Source organism: Streptomyces sp. NPDC044571 (genome assembly GCF_040647115.1).
Classification (GTDB): Bacteria; Actinomycetota; Actinomycetes; order Streptomycetales; family Streptomycetaceae; genus Streptomyces.
On sequence record NZ_JBEZBN010000004.1, the window covers coordinates 50,881 to 65,952 of the forward strand.

The window sequence follows — 15,072 nt, forward strand, 5'->3', positions numbered from 1 at the left end:
GGCTGACACCCCGAGCCGGACACCGGACCCGCCGGCCGAGGGACCCGTCGGCCCTGGTGCCCGATCGGCCCTGACCGTGCCTCCTGCGGATGCGGGGGTCCCCGTACGCGGCCACAGTGGCCCCATGGGTATCGAAGACTTCGGCGGCGGCCCCGGGGCCCAGCAGACCGGCGTCCTGGTCGTCACGACCAACGACGCACCCGGCTACCGGGTCGAACAGGTCATCGGGGAGGTGTTCGGCCTCACCGTCCGCTCCCGCCACCTGGGCAGCCAGATCGGCGCGGGCCTCAAATCCATGATCGGCGGCGAGCTCAGAGGGCTGACCAAGACCCTGGTGGAGACCCGCAACCAGGCCATGGAACGCCTCATCGAGCACGCCAAGGCCCGCGGCGCCAACGCCGTGCTGATGATGCGCTTCGACGTGACCGACGCCGCCGACGTCGGCACCGAGGTGTGCGCGTACGGGACGGCCGTCGTCCTCGCGCCCGCCTCGACCTGACACCTGCCTCCCGCCCGGGGGCCCGGCGGCCGCCGCGCCCGTGACGATCAGCTCGCCCGAGCTCTCCGTCCGCCTGGACAGCGCGTCCCCCCGCGTCATCGACTACACGCGGCGCGACCACCGGGGACCTGCTGCCCGGCAAGGAGGACACCATCGGCGCGCTCCTCGTCAACGGGACGGCCGCCACGACCGGCAGCTTCGCGGACACCCCCGCCCGGCAGGACGCCTCCTTCTCGCCGAGGGCCGCCCGGTACGTCAGACTCAGGGCCACGAGCGAAGGGAACGGCAACCCCTGGACCTCGGCGGCCGAGCTCAACGTCGGCCGCCGGCCTTGGACATGAGAAGGAACGAGGGCAGCGCGATGAGCGGTGGGAAGTCGGCGGCAGAGGTGTTCGACGCACTGGCGGAGCGCTACGAGGAGGCCTTCGGGCGGATCCCCGCCCAGCAGGAGGCCCTCGACTGGCTCACCGCCCGGCTGCCCCGCGGCGCCCGGGTGCTGGACGTGGGCAGCGGAACCGGCCGCCCCACCGCCGAGACGCTGGCGGCGGCCGGCCACTCGGTGACCGGGATCGACGTCTCGGCCGCGATGGTCGCCCTCGCCCGCGAGCGGGTCCCGCAGGCTCGTTTCGAGCAGGCGGACGTCCGCACGTACACGCCCGGGGAGGCTTTCGACGCGGTGTGCGCCTTCTTCCCGCTGCTGATGATGGAACAGCAGGAGGTGGCCGCGTCGTTGGAGCGGGTGGCCTCGTGGGTCGCGCCGGGCGGCCATCTCCTCGTGGCCACGGTGCCGGGGGACATCCGCGACCTCGCCATCGAGTGGATGGACCATCAGGTCACCGTCAGCAGCCTGTCCGCGCAGGAGTACGTGCAGCGGATCGAGGCGGCCGGCCTGGAACTGCTGCACCGGCACACGCGCCTGTTCCGGCCGGAAGGCGGTCTCGCCGACCCCGAGGAGCACCTCTTCTGCTACGCGCGGCGGCCCTGAGGGCAGCGGCCTACCGGCCCGTGCCTCACCGCCTGCTGGCGGAGGGGTGGTTGGCGGTGGGGGAGAAGTACCGCATCGAACCGGTGTACGGGGACCGCCGTACGGGGAAGCGCCGTCGGGGGAACCGTTGTAGCGGGAAGCGCTGTACGGGGGCGTCGCCATCTGCGGATGGTGATCCAACCGGCCGTGCCCCTCAAGGGGACGTGGGAGCCCGGTCCTGTGCGCCCGGCTCCTGGCGCAGGGCAGCGGCCCGCTGCGGGCGCAGCCCCGCGGCCAGCCCGGCGACCACCACGACCAGGCCCAGCCAGACCGGCGGTCCGGGCATCCCGCCGCCCGAGAGGGCTCCGACGGCCGCCGCCGACAGGGGCGCGACGCCGGTCAGCAGCCCGGCGCGTCCCGCACCGACCGCGGCCACCGTGCGGTACCAGAGCAGGAAGGCCACCGCGGTCACCATGACCGCGAGGTACCCGGCGGCCGCCCACTGGGCCGGGCCGAGGGTGAGCAGACCGGCCGGACTCCCGGTGAGCAGGGCCACCACCGTCAGCATCACCGCCCCCAGCCACACCGCGTGCACCGACACCCCCCACGGGCCGTGGCGGCGCAGCACCGGCACCGCGAGCAGGGTGAACCCCGCCTCGCACGCCAGCGCCAGCCCGGCCCAGGCCACCCCGGCCGCATCGGTCCGCCCCGTCCCCTCGACCAGCACGGCCCCGGCCACCACCAGCACCGCGGCCACCAGGATCCGGCGGCTCGGCCTCCGCCCCTCCAGCAGCGGCCCGACCACCCCGAGGAGGACGGGTACGGAGGCCACCGCGACGGCGATGACGGCCGGTTCGGCATGCGCCACCCCGCGGACGACGGCCACGTTGAACAGGACCAGGCCGGTGGCGGCGATCCCGGCCAGCCACAGCCACTCGCGCCCGCGCGGCCGCAGGACCGGGACCCGGGCGGCCCGGGCGAACGCGAGCAGCAGCAGGGTGGCCGCCAGGTACCGGACGGCCTGGGTGGCGAACAGCGGGGCATGCACCAGGGAGCGGGAGACGGTGACGCTGCTGCCCACCAGCACCATGCCGAGGGTGCCGGGGACGAGGTCGCGGAGCGCACGGCGCGGTGAGGGCGGGGAGGTGTTCATACGGTCCAGGCTCTGCCAGCATTGGACCCGTGGACAGTGCCGAACGGAGCAGGTCTGAGGGGTCCAAAACGGATGGTCCCCTGCGCGGTGGCCGTGCGCGGCCCGACGGTCCCGGGTCCGACTTCCTGCAGCTCGACATCGGCCGGGCACCCTCGGGCGGGCGGACCGAGTGGCTGGCGGACCGCATCCGCGCGGCCATCGCCGACGGCACCCTCCCGGTCGGCAGCAGGCTCCCGGCGGGCCGGGTGCTCGCCGCGGAGCTCCGCGTCTCCCGGGGCCTGGTCACCGAGGTCTACCGGCGCCTCGCGGACTCCGGGCAGGTGGTCGGCCGCGGCCGCGCAGGGACGGTCGTCGTCGCCGCGCCCGTCACCGCCGCGCCCCCGGCGGCCGCCACCCCGCCCGCGTCCGGGAGCGCCGGCCGGCCCCCGGCCGACCCGTTCGCACCGCGGGAAGCGGAGGCGCTCGTGGACGCGCTGCGCGCCGTGCCCTGCCGGATCGACCTCTCGCCCGGCGTCCCCGACCTCACCGCCTTCCCGCGTACCGCCTGGCTCCAGGCCGAGCGCCGGGTCCTGGCCGGGCTGACCCCCGCGAACTTCGGCTACGGCAACCCGCAGGGCGCCCCCGCCCTGCGGGCGGCGGTCGCCGGCTGGCTGGCCCGCAACCGCGGGATCCGGGCCGATCCCGACGAGGTGGTCGTCGTCTCCGGGGTCGCCCAAGCGCTCGGTCTGCTCGCGCACGTGCTGCGGGAGGACGGCGTACGGCGGGTGGCGGTGGAGGACCCCGGCTCCCTCGGGGCCCGGCAGCAGCTGGAGTACGGGCGGCTGGCGACGGTGCCCGTGGCGGTGGACGAGGCCGGGCTCGACACCGCCGCGCTCCGGACGAGCCGCGCCGAGGCGGTGCTGCTGACCCCGGCGCACCAGTTCCCCACCGGCGTCGTACTCGACGGGGAGCGCCGCCGCGAGCTGCTCGGCTGGGCGGCGGCCGGGGGAGTGGTGATCGAGGACGACTACGACGCCGAGCACCGCTACGACCGCGCTCCCGTCCCGGCGCTGCGCTCCCTGCTCCCCGAGGGCGTCTGCTACGCCGGGAGCGTGTCCAAGCTCCTCGCGCCCGCCCTGCGGCTGGGCTGGCTGCTGGTCCCCCCGAGGCTGCGGGACGCCGTGGTCGCCGCGAAGCGCTACGCGGACCTCGGCAGCCCCGTCCTCGCCCAGCTCGTGCTGGCGCGGCTGATGGACTCCGGCGAGCTGGAGCGCCACCTGCGCTTCGTCCGGCGCCGCCACCGCCACCGCCGGGACGCCACCCTGCGCGCGGTGGCCGCGCACCTGCCCGGAGCCCGGGTCCACGGCGCGGCGGCGGGTCTGCACCTGATGGTCACCTTCGAGGGGGCCGCCTTCGAGGACACCGTCCTCGCGGCGGAGGCCCTGGCCCTGGGCGTCAAGGCGCACCCGTTGTCCTGGCACCGCATCCGCCCGGGCGCCCCCGGCCTGGTCCTGGGCTACGCGGCGGGCCCGCCGAGCGAACTGGAGGAGGGCATCGGCCTCCTCGGCGAGGCGCTGCGCCGGACCGTCCCCCGGGGCGCCGGATGAGGAACCTTATGCTCGGGGCATGCACCGCCAGCCCACTCCCGACGTATCCGTGATCATCGCCGTCTACGACGCGCTGCCGTACCTCAGCGACTGCCTCGAATCCGTCGTGCAGCAGAGCATCGGGATGGAGCGCCTGGAGGTCATCGCCGTCGACGACGGCTCCACCGACGGCAGCGGCGCCGAGCTGGAGCGCTACGCCGCCCGGTACCCGCAGCTGCGGGTGCTGCACCAACCGAACTCCGGAGGGCCGGGCGCCCCGCGCAACCGGGCCCTCGACCTGGCCCGCGGCCGGTACGTCTTCGTCCTCGACGCCGACGACTACCTCGGACCCGAGGCCCTGGAACGGCTGGTGGCGATGGCCGAGGCACAGGGCAGCGACCTGGTGCTCGCCCGGCAGGTGGGCCTGGGCCGGACCGTGTCGGAGAAGGCGTACCGGCACGCCGAGGAGGCCGACCTCTACACCTCCGAGGTCTACCGCTCCCTGCACTCGGCCAAGCTGATGCGCCGCCAGGTCCTTGAGGACGGGCACCTGCGCTACCCGGAGGACCTCTGGTACGGCGAGGACCAGATCTTCATGACCTCCGTGTTCCTGGCCGCGGGCAAGATATCGGTGGTCGGCGACTACGACTGCTACTTCCTGCGCCGCCGCGACGACGGACGCAACATCACCTCCCGGCCCCGGAGCGCCGAGGAGACGGTGGCGCACATCGAGCGCGTCATGGCGCTGGTGGCCGAGCGGGTGCAGGACCCGGTGGGCCGGCGCCGCATGCTCGGCCGGCACTTCCGCAGCCTGCTGAGCACGGCGCTGCGCCCCGCCGTCCTGGCCCGCCACACGGACCCCGGCTACACCGCCGAGGTGTACGGGCGGGCGCGGGCGCTCGTCGAGACGTACTGGACGCCGGACATGGGCGGGGAGCTGGCCCGGATCGACTGGATACGGCTGTACGCCTTCGCCTGCGGGCCGCTCACGGCCTTCGAGCAGCTGGTCGAGTACGACCCGGCGAAGGAGCCGGAACCGGCGGAACTCGTGGACAACGGACGGGTGTACCGCTGCTACCCGCTGTTCCGGGATCCGGCGGCGGCTCTGCCGGACGTCCTCTTCGACGTGACCGACCGGCTCAAGACCCGGCACCACCTGGCGTCGATGTCCTGGCAGGGCGGCCGGCTGCGGCTGACGGGGCACGCGTACATCCAGGGCTTGGGGACCGGCCGGATGGAGAGCGAACTCGTCCTGCGGGCACGGGAGACGGGCCAGGAGCACACGGTCCCCGTCCTGGCCCGGCCGACGCCGGAACTGACGGAGAAGGACCCGGAACTGGCCATGGCCGGCTTCTCGGCGGACGCGGACCTCGCGACCCTCGCCGCGGGGGAACCGCTCGCGCCGGGCACCTGGGACTGCTTCCTGAACGTCCGGGCGGACGGCGTCACCCGGACCGTCCGGCTGGGCCGCCGACACGCCCCGGACCTGGACCGCACGGCACGCAGGGCGCGCGTCCTCGCCCGCGACGCGGGCGGCGCCACCGAAGTGGCGGCGGCCCCCTTCTTCACCGCCTACGGGAACCTGAGCTTCGAGGTGGTCCGCAGGCTCCCCCTGCCGACGGGGTGAACAGCCCGGCCGACGCAACGGCTCGGCCCCAAGCGGCACGGCCGGAAGCAGCTCGGCGTGAAACGGCGCGGCGCGGCGCGCGGAAAGTTTTCCGGCGAAGGCGGCAACCTCCCCCGGGGTCGCGCGTCGTGGGGGGTGAAGGGCGCAGTTCCGCGCCCCCCAGCCGATCGTGGAGATTCCCTGTGAACAACCTGAAGCGCGTTCCCCTGCCCGTCCGCCGGGCGGCCGTCACCGCCGCCGCCGCGGCGGCCGTTGCCCTCGCCGGTCCGGCCTTCGCGGCGCAGGGCGCTTCGGCCACGCCGTCGCCCGTGCCCAGCGTGGCGCCGAGCGCCGTTCCGAGCAGCGCGCCGTCGCCGTCGCGCAGCATGCCGCCCACCGCTGCCCCGAGCGCCGCCCCGAGCGCCGCTCCGACGCCGTCGCGCAGCGTGCCGCCCACGACCGACCCCGCCGCCCGGCCGAGCGCGGTGCCCACCGCCCCCGCGCCCGCCCCCGCCGACCAGGCCGGGAACGAGCTCGCGCATACTGGCTCCTCCGCGACCACCACCGCCCTGGGAGCCGGAGCCGCCGTGCTCCTGGCCGCCGGGGCGGGGACCCTGTACGCCGTACGGCGCCGCGCCAACGGCTGAGGACCCCGTGCTCCACCTCGCACCGACGGCATCACCGGCATGCCCCGCAGGCCCCCTCGTGCCCGGCTTCGGCCGGGCGTGGCGGGGCCTTCGGGCGTGGCTGCTGCGCCGCGAGCACCTCACCCCGCCGAAGCCCGCGCGGCCGTACGGGCAGGTGCCCGCGCCCAGGTATCCGTACGAGGAGGCACCGTACGAGGAGGCACCGTACGAGCACGCACCGGGCTCGGACGCGCCGCGCGGGGCGTCGCGCCCCACCGTGACCGAGCTCTACCACGCACACCGGCTGGGCATGGTCCGGCTGGCGGTGCTGCTCGTCGACGACCCGGCCACCGCCGAAGACGTGGTCCAGGACGCCTTCACGGCCCTGTACCGGCGTCACGGCGAGCACATCGGCGAGGTCGACAATGCCCTCGGCTACCTGCGCACGGCCGTGGTCAACACCTCCCGCTCCGTCCTGCGCCGCAGGCGCACCGCCCGGGCGTGGACTCCGCCCGCCCCGGCCGACATACCGTCCGCGGAGGAGTACGTGGTGCTCGGCGAGGCGCACCGCGAGGTGCTCGCCGCCCTCGGCCGGCTGACCCCGCGCCGTCGCGAGGTCCTCGTCCTGCGGTACTGGGCGGACCTCAGCGAGGCGGAGATCGCGACGACCCTCGGGATCAGTCGGGGCGCGGTCAAATCGAACGCGAGCCGGGCCCTGGACGCGCTGGAACGCATTTTGGAGGGACGGATATGACGCAGGCCGAAAGCGCCGTCGAGCGCAGGCTGCGCCAGGCCCTCGACGCCCGCGCGGACGAGATCACCCACCGCGACCTGCGCCCCGCGGATCCGCCGGGAGCGCACGCGCGGGACCGGTCGGCGGGCGGGGTGTGGCTGCGGCGCTTCGCCTTGCCGCTCGCGGGACTCGCGGCGGCTGCGGCCGCCGTGGCGTGCTACCTCGTCCTGGGGCCGGAGCAGGCGCCGCCGCGGCCCGTGCCGCCGGCCTCGCCGCCCGAGATCCCGGCGTCCCCCCGTACGTCGGAGCCAGGCGCCCCGCACGCCTCTCCGGAGCCGTCCACGCCGCGCCCGTCGACGCCCCGGACCTCCTCCACCCCGCCCCGCAGCCCCGCCCCGACGCCCTCCGGCCCGAAGTCCCCTTCGCGCTCCCTGACCCCGTCGGCGCCGGTCTCTTCACCCCCGCAGCCCCAGCCGTCGTCCCCGCCCAGCGCCAGTCCCTCCCGGGGGTGAGGGAGGAAGGGCCGGGGGTGTTTGGCCAGGATTCGTCGGGCGGTCCCTACGGCGTCGTGGGGCGGGTGTTTTCCACCGCCGCGACCAGGGGGGCGAGCTCCGGGTTCTGTGCAGCCTCGTCCAGCGCCTCGCGCAGGGCGGTGTCGTTGGTCGGTCGGGCGGCGGCCAGCAGGGCCAGGCCTGCTTCGCTCACGTCGGTGTAGATGCCCCGGCGGTCGGTGTCGCAGATGTAGCGGTTCAGCAGGCCGCGGTCCTCCAGCCGGCTGACGAGGCGGGTGGTCGCGCTCTGGCTGAGCACCACTGAGTCGGCGACCTGGTGCATTCGCAGGTGGCCGCCGGGGCCGCTGTGCTGGCGGCTCAGGACGTCCAGCAAGGAGTACTCCCGCACGCTCAGTCCGTGGCCGGCCTGCAGGGCCCGCTCGATGTGCGCCTCGATCCGCCCGTGGAGCAGCGAGAGGGCGCACCAGCCCTGGGAAAGGGCGGTGAGCGCACTGTCCGTCGCCGTCATGGACTCCTCCTCGGGAGCGTCTTCAGGGGCGTCTTCGTGACCCCATGACCCCAGGATAGGACACCTCCGCAATAGCCCGCGGTTGCAAACATCCCGCGTCTGCAATTAATGTGGACGCACGTAAGCGGCGTAGACAAGATCCATGCCCTGCGACACCCCCACCTCCCCTGAAGGGCACCTCCCCTCATGCCTCTCGCACTGCTCGCCCTCGCCATCGGGGCCTTCGGGATCGGCACCACCGAATTCGTGATCATGGGCCTGCTCCCGGAGGTCGCCGGCGACTACGGCGTCTCCATCCCCACCGCCGGCCTGCTGGTCACCGGCTACGCCCTCGGCGTCGTGCTCGGCGCCCCGCTGATGACCGTCCTCGGCACACGCATCCCGCGCAAGGGCATGCTGATGCTGCTCATGGGCCTCTTCGTCGTCGGCAACGTGCTCTCCGCGCTCGCCCCGGCCTTCGGCGTGATGCTCGCTGGCCGCGTCGTCGCCTCCCTCGCCCACGGCGCCTTCTTCGGCATCGGCTCGGTCGTCGCCGCGGAGCTCGTCACCCCCGAGAAGAAGGCGGGCGCGATCGCGATGATGTTCACCGGCCTGACCGTGGCCAACGTGGTCGGCGTCCCCCTCGGCACCCTGGTCGGCCAGACCCTCGGCTGGCGCGTCACCTTCCTGATCGTCGCCGCCCTGGGCGTCCTCGGCCTGCTCGGCATCGCCCGGCTGGTGCCCGAGCTCCCCCGCCCCGAGGGCGTCCGGCTCCGCCACGAGCTGGCCGCCTTCCGCAACGTGCAGGTGCTGCTCGCGATGGCGATGACCGTGCTCGGCTTCGGCGGCGTCTTCGCCGCGATCACCTACATCACGCCCATGATGACGAACGTGGCCGGTTTCGCCGGCACCTCCGTCACCTGGCTCCTCGTCCTCTTCGGCCTGGGCATGGTGGGCGGCAACCTCGTCGGCGGCCGGTTCGCCGACCGGGCGCTGATGCCGATGCTGTACGTGTCCCTCGGCGCCCTCGCCGTCGTCCTGGCCGTCTTCACGGTCACCGCCCACACCAAGGCCGGCGCCGCGATCACCGTCGTCCTCATCGGGGCGCTCGGCTTCGCGACCGTACCGCCGCTGCAGAAGCGGGTCCTCGACCAGGCCGCCGGCGCCCCGACCCTCGCGTCCGCCGTCAACATCGGCGCCTTCAACCTCGGCAACGCGCTCGCCGCCTGGCTCGGCGGGCTGGTCATCGCCGCCGGGCTCGGCTGGACCGCCCCGAACTGGGTCGGCGCCGCGCTGGCCGCCTCCGCGCTGGCCCTCGCCCTCGTCTCCGGCGCCCTGGAGCGGCGTACGGCCTCCTCCCGCCCCGGCCGCATCGCCGCCTCCGCCGGGGCCGCCCCCGCCCCCGTCGCCGTCCACCACTGATCCACGACCCGTCGTACGTCCGCAGACCCTGGAGCACCCCGCATGGCCACCGCCGCGCCCCGCACCACCGCCCCCCGCACCGCCGTCGCCCCGCTGACCACCGAGGACGCCGAACTGCTCGTCGCCGCCGCCCGCGACGCCGCCGAGCAGGCCGGGGCCACGGTCAGCGTCACCGTCCTCGACGCGGGCGGCCACCTGCTCGCCTTCCGCCGGGACGACAGGGCCGTGCTGGTCTCCGGCGAGACCAGCACCCGCAAGGCCTTCACCGCCCTCCAGCTGAACACCCCGACCGCCGACCTCGTCCAGGCCGTCCAGCCGGGCGGGCCCTTCCACACCCTGCCCACGGCCCTCGACCGGCCGCTGCTGTTCATCGCGGGCGGGCTCCCCGTGCACCGCGAAGGCCGGCTGATCGGCGCGATCGGCGTCGGCGGCGGAGCACCCGAGCAGGACCACGCCTTCGCCGCCGCCGCCCTGACCGCCCTGGCCTGACGCCCCCGGTCGCGCGCCCGCGTCCCCCGTGCCACGTTGGTACGGGGGACACGGGTGCATGATGCGGAATTCCAGGCAGTACAGGAGGGTCCACGCCATCGCGACGGCCACGGCAGCCGCGCTGGTCTCCCTTGCCGTCCCCGGATGCGCCACCGCCCGCGAGGACCGCGCGCCGGGTGCGGCCTCCCCGGCCCCCGCCACCGCGGCGGCCACCACGGCTCCCAGCGCTTCGCCCAACCCCGAGCCGACCCCGTCGTACCCCCTGTCCGCCGCCCCCCGCACCATTCCGGCCGTACGGGAGCACACGCCGGCCCGCGGCCCCGGCTGGAAGCCCGCCGCGGGCGCCCGGGTTGTCGTGGCACCGGCCGACGGCAAGGCCCTGGCCGACGAGGGCAGGCTGCTCGCGGGCGAACTGCACCTGGGATACACCGAGTCCGCGACCGTGAACCGCGGGGACGTCGAACTCGCCCTGGGTTCGAAGGGCTCCGGGACCCCCGAGTCGTACAACCTCACCGTGCGCGACGGCCGGGTGCGCGTCACCGGCCCCGACGAGGCCGGGGTCTTCTACGGCACCCGCACCCTCAAACAGGAGGTGAAGTCGGGCGGTTCGGCCCCGGAGGGGACCGTGCGCGACGCACCGGCCAAACCCCAGCGCGGCCTCAACCTCGACATCGCGCGCAAGTACTTCACGCCCGGCTGGATAGAGGACCGGCTGCACGAGCTCGCCGACCTCAAGCTCAACCAGCTCGGCCTGCACTTCTCCGACGACCAGGCCTTCCGGATCGAGTCCGACACCCACCCCGAGATCGTCTCCACCCCGCACCTCAGCAAGGCCGAGGTGCGCAGGATCACCGCGCTCGCCGCCCGCCTGCACATCACCGTCGTCCCCGAGATCGACTCGCCCGGCCACCTCGGCGCGGTGCTGCGCGCCCACCCCGGGCTGCAGTTGCGCGACGTCCAGGGCAGGGTGGTGAAGGGCGCCGTGGACATATCGAACCCCGCGGCCGCCAAGCTCGTCGACGAACTGCTGCGCGAGTACCTGCCGCTGTTCCCCGGCGGGTACTGGCACCTGGGCGCCGACGAGTACCAGGCCCTCGTGTACAAGAACCCGCAGGCCTCCTTCCCGCAGCTCGCGCGGGCCGCGCAGCAGCGCTACGGTGCCTCCGCCCGGGTGCAGGACCTGGCGACGGGCTGGGTGAACGACCGGGCCGCCGTGGTGCGTCCGGCGGGCAAGGCACCCAAGGCGTGGAACGACGGGTTCTTCGCCGGGGGCGTCGTCCAGGCCGCCAAGGACATCCAGGCGGAGTACTGGACGGGCAAGGAGAACGGGGCCCGGCCTCCGCTGGAGTACCTGCGGCAGGGGCGCAGGATCGTCAACCTCAACGACGAGTTCCTCTACTACGTGCTCGGCGAGCCCAACCAGTTCGCCTATCCGACCGGTCGGCGGATCTACGAGCAGTGGACCCCGCTGGTGCTGCGCGGCACGACCGCGGTGCCGGCGGGCTACGGGGGCCAGGTGCTGGGCGCGCGCCTCGCCGTCTGGTGCGACCTGTCCGGCGCGCAGACCCCGGCCCAGGTGGCCGAGGGGATACGGCTGCCGCTGGCCGCGCTGTCGCAGAAGGTGTGGGACGCGCGGACACCGAAGCCCGCTTGGGTCGAGTTCAAGGCCCTCGCGGACCGGCTCCGGGGACCGGGCGGCTGAACCGGCCCGGCCCCCGGATCCTGTTCACGGGATTCCTGTTCACGCAGGGGTACTCGTCGTACCCGTTCCGGTCCGGTCGCGGCGTTGCCACCGGCGCCGGACCCACTGGGCGGCCAGCGGGAGGGCCGTGATCACGGTGAGCACCCAGGCGCCGGCGAAAGCCCAGATCAGCGGCAGTGAGACGGTGACCGAAGCGGCGATCAGCAGCGCCAGCGTCACCGCGGCGAGCCCACAGGCCGCCAGCATGCGGTGACGCAGGTGTGCAGAGCGAAGGATCCGGTCGAGCGAACGGTCGGCCTTGAGTTGGGCCTCGATCGCGGACAGCGCGTGCCGCTCGCGGTCGGACAGTCCCCCTCCGTCCATGGCAACCTCCACTTGCTGCCGCCGCCGGGCGCGGACAGCAGCTCTGACCTGCGCATACCCGCCCGGGAGCGGGCCAATCCCGGGCGGGGTGGGGGTCACCAGATGGAGTTGACCCACTCCGGATGGTCGATGAACGGGTTCCGGTTGTGCTGGAACGTGTCGAATATGACCTGGTTGCGGCGCTGCTCGAAGGCGTCCGGCGGGTCCTGCTGGTTCCACTGCTTGAGCAGGGCGAGCCGGCCGAAGTAGGGGGCCGTGCCGTTGTTGACCCGGTCGTTCATCTCCAGGTTCGGGAAGCCGTCCTCGCCCTCGTAGCGGACGGCCATGTAGAGCAGCATGCGCGCGACATCGCCCTTGACCGCGTCGCGCGGCTCGAAGGAGTCGGCGTCGGTGTAGCTGCCGGGGGCCTCGGCGACCGCGCTGCCGCCCATGTCGAAGTCCTTGTTGCCGCGCGTGCTGTTGACCGTGACGTCCTCGGGGCGCAGGTGGTGCAGGTCGGTACCGGGGCCCGTGACGGTGCCGAAGTCGCCGTGGCTCTTGGCCCAGACGTGCTCGCGGTTCCAGTCGTTGACACCGCCGCCGTTGGTGGTCTTGGACTGCGAGCGGCCGGAGTAGACCAGGATGACGTTGTTCGGGTTCGCCGGGTCCTGGTCGGTCACCTTCAGCGCGTTCCACACGCCGTCGTAGGTGACCTTGGACTGGTTCTTGATGATGTCGTGGAGCGCGGTCTTCAGCGCGGCACCGGTCTTACCCTCGGCCGTGGCGTAGTACGCGTCCACGGTGGTGGCGGTGGTGACCGCGGCCGCGGCGTCGGCGTGGGGAGTCGCCGAACGCTGCGAGCCGGCCGACGCGGTGGCAGGCACGAGCAGGAGGGCGCCGGCGGCGAGCCCGGCTGCCCAGGGTGTGTGGCGGAAAAGTCTCATGGTGTGGGGGCACCTCTTCACGTACACCGCCCCCGCCGGTCCAGTTGGCGGGGCATCAGGTGGCAGAGCGAGGCTCACATTGTCATGTGCCCAACAGGTAAACGCCATGTTTCAGGAGTCCGGATTCTGCCCCTCGGGATCCCTTTTCCGGACGGCAGTGATGTGCTGAGGTTGCGGGGTCAGTCCGTGAAGCAGCAACCACCGCTGTTTTCAAGGCAGTTGAAAGGACATCACATGGCCATACGGTTGGGTCGGCGCAGGTTCCTCCTCGGCGCGGCCGCAGCGCTCGGCGGCGCGGCCGTCGCGGGGCCGCTCGCCCCGTTCGCCCCGCCCGCCCGGGCCCAGGACCGGACCGGCGCCGGGACCGCGGCCGCCGGCGGCCGCCCGGACATCATCGCCACACCTCCCGGCTTCCAGCCGGAAGGCATCACCGTCTCACCCGGCGGCACCGCCTACACGGGATCGCTGCTGGACGGGTCGATCTACCGCGCGGATCTCGCCACGGGGAGGGGCCGGATCCTCGTGCGCGGAACGGGCCCGATGGCGGTCGGCCTCAAGCTCGACGGGTACGGGAGACTGCTCGTCGCGGGCGGCGACAGCGGCGAGATCCGCGTCGTACGGGCCGCCGACGGCCGGATCCTCGCCACCCACCAGGCGGCGACCGGCACCGCCTTCGTCAACGACGTGGTCATCGGCTGCGGCGGGGCCTGGTTCACCGACTCCTTCAACGACGCCCTGTACTTCCTGCCTCCGGGCGCCGGCGCGACGCCGCGCCCGCTGCCGCTGGGCGGTGAATGGCTGCCCACCCCGTCCGGTGGCCAGGTCTGGGGCTCCAACGGCATCGAGCGCACTCCGGACGGCCGGGCCCTCGTGGTGGTCAACGACAACGCCCAGGCGCTGTTCCGCGTCGACCCGCGCACCGGCGCCGCCGCCCGGATCCCGCTCGACGGCGGGGCGGTCGGCAACGGCGACGGACTCGTCCTGCACGGCCGCACCCTGTACGTCGTACGCAACTGGACTTACGCCATCGACGTGTTCACGCTCAGCGCGGACGGGCGCCGGGCCGCGTTCGTCAAGCAGATCACCGACCCGCGCTTCGACGAGCCGACGACGGCCGCGGTCCACGGCGGACGCCTCTACGTCGTCAACGCGGCCTTCGACGCCGACTGGTCGGACCCGGCCACCGCGTCGGCGATCGTCAGTTGCCCGATGTGATCGGCGGAGCCGGCTCGCTCTTGTAGTTGGCCGAACCGAAGTTCTTCTTCACCGCCGCGTCCCAGGAGCCGTCCTCGACCATCTTCTTGAGGGCGGCATTGATCTTGCCCTGGAGCTCCTTGTTGCCCTTCTTGAGGCCGATGCCGTAGTTCTCGTTGCTCAGGCTCAGCCCGATCAGCTTGAACTTGCCGGTGTTCTCCTTCTGGGCGGCGTACCCGGCCAGGATGGAGTTGTCCGTGGTCATGGCGTCGACGCGGCCGTCGGCGAGGGCGAAGACGCACTCCGAGTAGCTTTCGAGCTCCATGAGGCTCGCCTTGGGGGCCAGCTTGCTCTTGATGTTCTCGGCCGAGGTGGAGCCGGTGACCGAGCACAGGTTCTTGTTGTTGAGGTCCTCGGGCTTGGTGATCGACGTGTCACCGGCCCGGACCATCAAGTCCTGGTGCGCGAGGAAGTAGGGGCCGGCGAAGTCGACCTTCTCCTTGCGCTTGTCGTTGATCGAGTAGCTCGCCGCGACGAACTTGACCTCGTTGTACTGGAGCAGCAGCTCGCGGTCGGAGCTGTCGACGCGCTTGAACTCGATGTTCTCCGGCTTGTAGCCCAGCTCCTTGGCGATGTACGTGGAGACGTCCACGTCGAAGCCGGAGAAGGTGCCCCCCGCCTCGCGCAGGCCGACGCCCGGCTGGTCGAACTTGATGCCGATGGAGAGGTTCCCCTGGGGGCCGTCGTCGCCGCCGCAGCCGGAGGCGGTCAGGGCGAGGCCGATCACTGCGGCCAAAGCACCGGCCTTGGGAACCTTCATTGCTGCACTCTTTC

At 73.6% G+C, this 15,072-nt stretch carries 16 protein-coding genes; 11 read left to right on the plus strand and 5 right to left on the minus strand.

Features of this window, described 5'->3' with window-relative positions; genetic code table 11:
- Positions 1–124: 124 nt before the first annotated feature.
- Together AB0B01_RS03310 and AB0B01_RS03315 are read left to right on the plus strand one after the other, a co-directional pair.
- Positions 125–499, plus strand: a complete 375-nt coding sequence (locus AB0B01_RS03310) for a YbjQ family protein (protein ID WP_361712587.1) — start codon at positions 125–127, stop codon at positions 497–499.
- 361 nt (positions 500–860) lie between these two features.
- Positions 861–1,484, plus strand: a complete 624-nt coding sequence (locus tag AB0B01_RS03315; RefSeq protein WP_361712360.1) for a class I SAM-dependent methyltransferase — start codon at positions 861–863, stop codon at positions 1,482–1,484.
- 193 nt (positions 1,485–1,677) lie between these two features.
- Here AB0B01_RS03315 and AB0B01_RS03320 read toward each other — a convergent pair whose 3' ends face one another.
- Positions 1,678–2,616, minus strand: coding sequence for a DMT family transporter (locus tag AB0B01_RS03320; RefSeq protein ID WP_361712362.1), 939 nt, complete (start codon positions 2,614–2,616; stop codon positions 1,678–1,680).
- 80 nt (positions 2,617–2,696) lie between these two features.
- Here AB0B01_RS03320 and AB0B01_RS03325 point away from each other — a divergent pair, with 80 nt between their 5' ends.
- The 5 genes from AB0B01_RS03325 to AB0B01_RS03345 all read left to right on the plus strand — a co-directional run bounded on the left by AB0B01_RS03325 (position 2,697) and on the right by AB0B01_RS03345 (position 7,658).
- On the plus strand, positions 2,697–4,202 hold the full coding sequence (locus AB0B01_RS03325; protein ID WP_361712589.1) for a PLP-dependent aminotransferase family protein: 1,506 nt from the start codon (positions 2,697–2,699) through the stop codon (positions 4,200–4,202).
- A 19-nt stretch (positions 4,203–4,221) separates the two neighbouring features.
- Positions 4,222–5,808 (plus strand): glycosyltransferase family 2 protein, encoded by a 1,587-nt coding sequence (locus AB0B01_RS03330; RefSeq protein ID WP_361712364.1) that lies wholly within the window; start codon positions 4,222–4,224, stop codon positions 5,806–5,808.
- A 182-nt stretch (positions 5,809–5,990) separates the two neighbouring features.
- A complete protein-coding gene (locus AB0B01_RS03335) occupies positions 5,991–6,434 on the plus strand; it encodes an LAETG motif-containing sortase-dependent surface protein (RefSeq protein WP_361712366.1) in 444 nt (147 codons plus the stop codon).
- A 58-nt stretch (positions 6,435–6,492) separates the two neighbouring features.
- Positions 6,493–7,167: a SigE family RNA polymerase sigma factor gene (locus tag AB0B01_RS03340; RefSeq protein ID WP_361712368.1), complete on the plus strand. Its 675-nt coding sequence runs from the start codon at positions 6,493–6,495 to the stop codon at positions 7,165–7,167.
- The gene (locus tag AB0B01_RS03345; RefSeq protein WP_361712370.1) at positions 7,164–7,658 is read left to right on the plus strand and encodes a hypothetical protein; all 495 of its coding nucleotides are present in this window, start codon (positions 7,164–7,166) and stop codon (positions 7,656–7,658) included. The genes AB0B01_RS03340 and AB0B01_RS03345 overlap by 4 nt, the downstream gene beginning before the upstream one ends.
- A gap of 46 nt (positions 7,659–7,704) precedes the next feature.
- Here the strand turns inward: AB0B01_RS03345 and AB0B01_RS03350 are convergent, their stop codons facing one another.
- Entirely contained in the window at positions 7,705–8,166 is a 462-nt protein-coding gene (locus AB0B01_RS03350) for a MarR family transcriptional regulator (protein WP_361712372.1), read from the minus strand.
- Positions 8,167–8,352: 186 nt separating this feature from the next.
- On the opposite strand from AB0B01_RS03350, the gene AB0B01_RS03355 reads away from it, so the two are divergent.
- The 3 genes from AB0B01_RS03355 (at position 8,353) to AB0B01_RS03365 (ending at position 11,758) form a co-directional block, all read left to right on the plus strand.
- The gene (locus AB0B01_RS03355) at positions 8,353–9,567 is read left to right on the plus strand and encodes an MFS transporter (RefSeq protein ID WP_361712374.1); all 1,215 of its coding nucleotides are present in this window, start codon (positions 8,353–8,355) and stop codon (positions 9,565–9,567) included.
- A gap of 42 nt (positions 9,568–9,609) precedes the next feature.
- The gene (locus tag AB0B01_RS03360; protein ID WP_361712376.1) at positions 9,610–10,056 is read left to right on the plus strand and encodes a heme-binding protein; all 447 of its coding nucleotides are present in this window, start codon (positions 9,610–9,612) and stop codon (positions 10,054–10,056) included.
- 61 nt (positions 10,057–10,117) lie between these two features.
- Positions 10,118–11,758 carry a glycoside hydrolase family 20 protein gene (locus tag AB0B01_RS03365; RefSeq protein ID WP_361712378.1) on the plus strand — a complete coding sequence of 547 codons (1,641 nt, stop codon included), beginning with the start codon at positions 10,118–10,120 and terminating at the stop codon, positions 11,756–11,758.
- 39 nt (positions 11,759–11,797) lie between these two features.
- On the opposite strand, the gene AB0B01_RS03370 is transcribed toward AB0B01_RS03365, so the two are convergent.
- Both AB0B01_RS03370 and AB0B01_RS03375 read right to left on the minus strand, forming a co-directional pair.
- Positions 11,798–12,121 carry a DUF3040 domain-containing protein gene (locus AB0B01_RS03370; RefSeq protein ID WP_361712380.1) on the minus strand — a complete coding sequence of 108 codons (324 nt, stop codon included), beginning with the start codon at positions 12,119–12,121 and terminating at the stop codon, positions 11,798–11,800.
- A gap of 95 nt (positions 12,122–12,216) precedes the next feature.
- Positions 12,217–13,044: an endonuclease gene (locus AB0B01_RS03375; protein ID WP_361712382.1), complete on the minus strand. Its 828-nt coding sequence runs from the start codon at positions 13,042–13,044 to the stop codon at positions 12,217–12,219.
- Between the two features lie 234 nt (positions 13,045–13,278).
- Here AB0B01_RS03375 and AB0B01_RS03380 point away from each other — a divergent pair, with 234 nt between their 5' ends.
- Positions 13,279–14,259: a superoxide dismutase gene (locus AB0B01_RS03380; protein WP_361712384.1), complete on the plus strand. Its 981-nt coding sequence runs from the start codon at positions 13,279–13,281 to the stop codon at positions 14,257–14,259.
- Here AB0B01_RS03380 and AB0B01_RS03385 read toward each other — a convergent pair.
- Positions 14,243–15,058 carry a glutamate ABC transporter substrate-binding protein gene (locus AB0B01_RS03385; RefSeq protein WP_361712386.1) on the minus strand — a complete coding sequence of 272 codons (816 nt, stop codon included), beginning with the start codon at positions 15,056–15,058 and terminating at the stop codon, positions 14,243–14,245. The genes AB0B01_RS03380 and AB0B01_RS03385 overlap by 17 nt on opposite strands.
- Positions 15,059–15,072 lie beyond the last annotated feature (14 nt).

Bases quoted from the DNA above. Each gene is read 5' to 3' on its own strand.
- AB0B01_RS03330 (WP_361712364.1), top strand. From the start codon at position 4,222: ATGCACCGCCAGCCCACTCCCGACGTATCCGTGATCATCGCCGTCTAC.
- AB0B01_RS03345 (WP_361712370.1), top strand. From the start codon at position 7,164: ATGACGCAGGCCGAAAGCGCCGTCGAGCGCAGGCTGCGCCAGGCCCTC.
- AB0B01_RS03310 (WP_361712587.1), top strand. From the start codon at position 125: ATGGGTATCGAAGACTTCGGCGGCGGCCCCGGGGCCCAGCAGACCGGC.
- AB0B01_RS03315 (WP_361712360.1), top strand. From the start codon at position 861: ATGAGCGGTGGGAAGTCGGCGGCAGAGGTGTTCGACGCACTGGCGGAG.
- AB0B01_RS03375 (WP_361712382.1), bottom strand. From the start codon at position 13,044: ATGAGACTTTTCCGCCACACACCCTGGGCAGCCGGGCTCGCCGCCGGC.
- AB0B01_RS03355 (WP_361712374.1), top strand. From the start codon at position 8,353: ATGCCTCTCGCACTGCTCGCCCTCGCCATCGGGGCCTTCGGGATCGGC.
- AB0B01_RS03370 (WP_361712380.1), bottom strand. From the start codon at position 12,121: ATGGACGGAGGGGGACTGTCCGACCGCGAGCGGCACGCGCTGTCCGCG.
- AB0B01_RS03380 (WP_361712384.1), top strand. From the start codon at position 13,279: ATGGCCATACGGTTGGGTCGGCGCAGGTTCCTCCTCGGCGCGGCCGCA.
- AB0B01_RS03365 (WP_361712378.1), top strand. From the start codon at position 10,118: ATGCGGAATTCCAGGCAGTACAGGAGGGTCCACGCCATCGCGACGGCC.
- AB0B01_RS03320 (WP_361712362.1), bottom strand. From the start codon at position 2,616: ATGAACACCTCCCCGCCCTCACCGCGCCGTGCGCTCCGCGACCTCGTC.
- AB0B01_RS03360 (WP_361712376.1), top strand. From the start codon at position 9,610: ATGGCCACCGCCGCGCCCCGCACCACCGCCCCCCGCACCGCCGTCGCC.
- AB0B01_RS03350 (WP_361712372.1), bottom strand. From the start codon at position 8,166: ATGACGGCGACGGACAGTGCGCTCACCGCCCTTTCCCAGGGCTGGTGC.
- AB0B01_RS03385 (WP_361712386.1), bottom strand. From the start codon at position 15,058: ATGAAGGTTCCCAAGGCCGGTGCTTTGGCCGCAGTGATCGGCCTCGCC.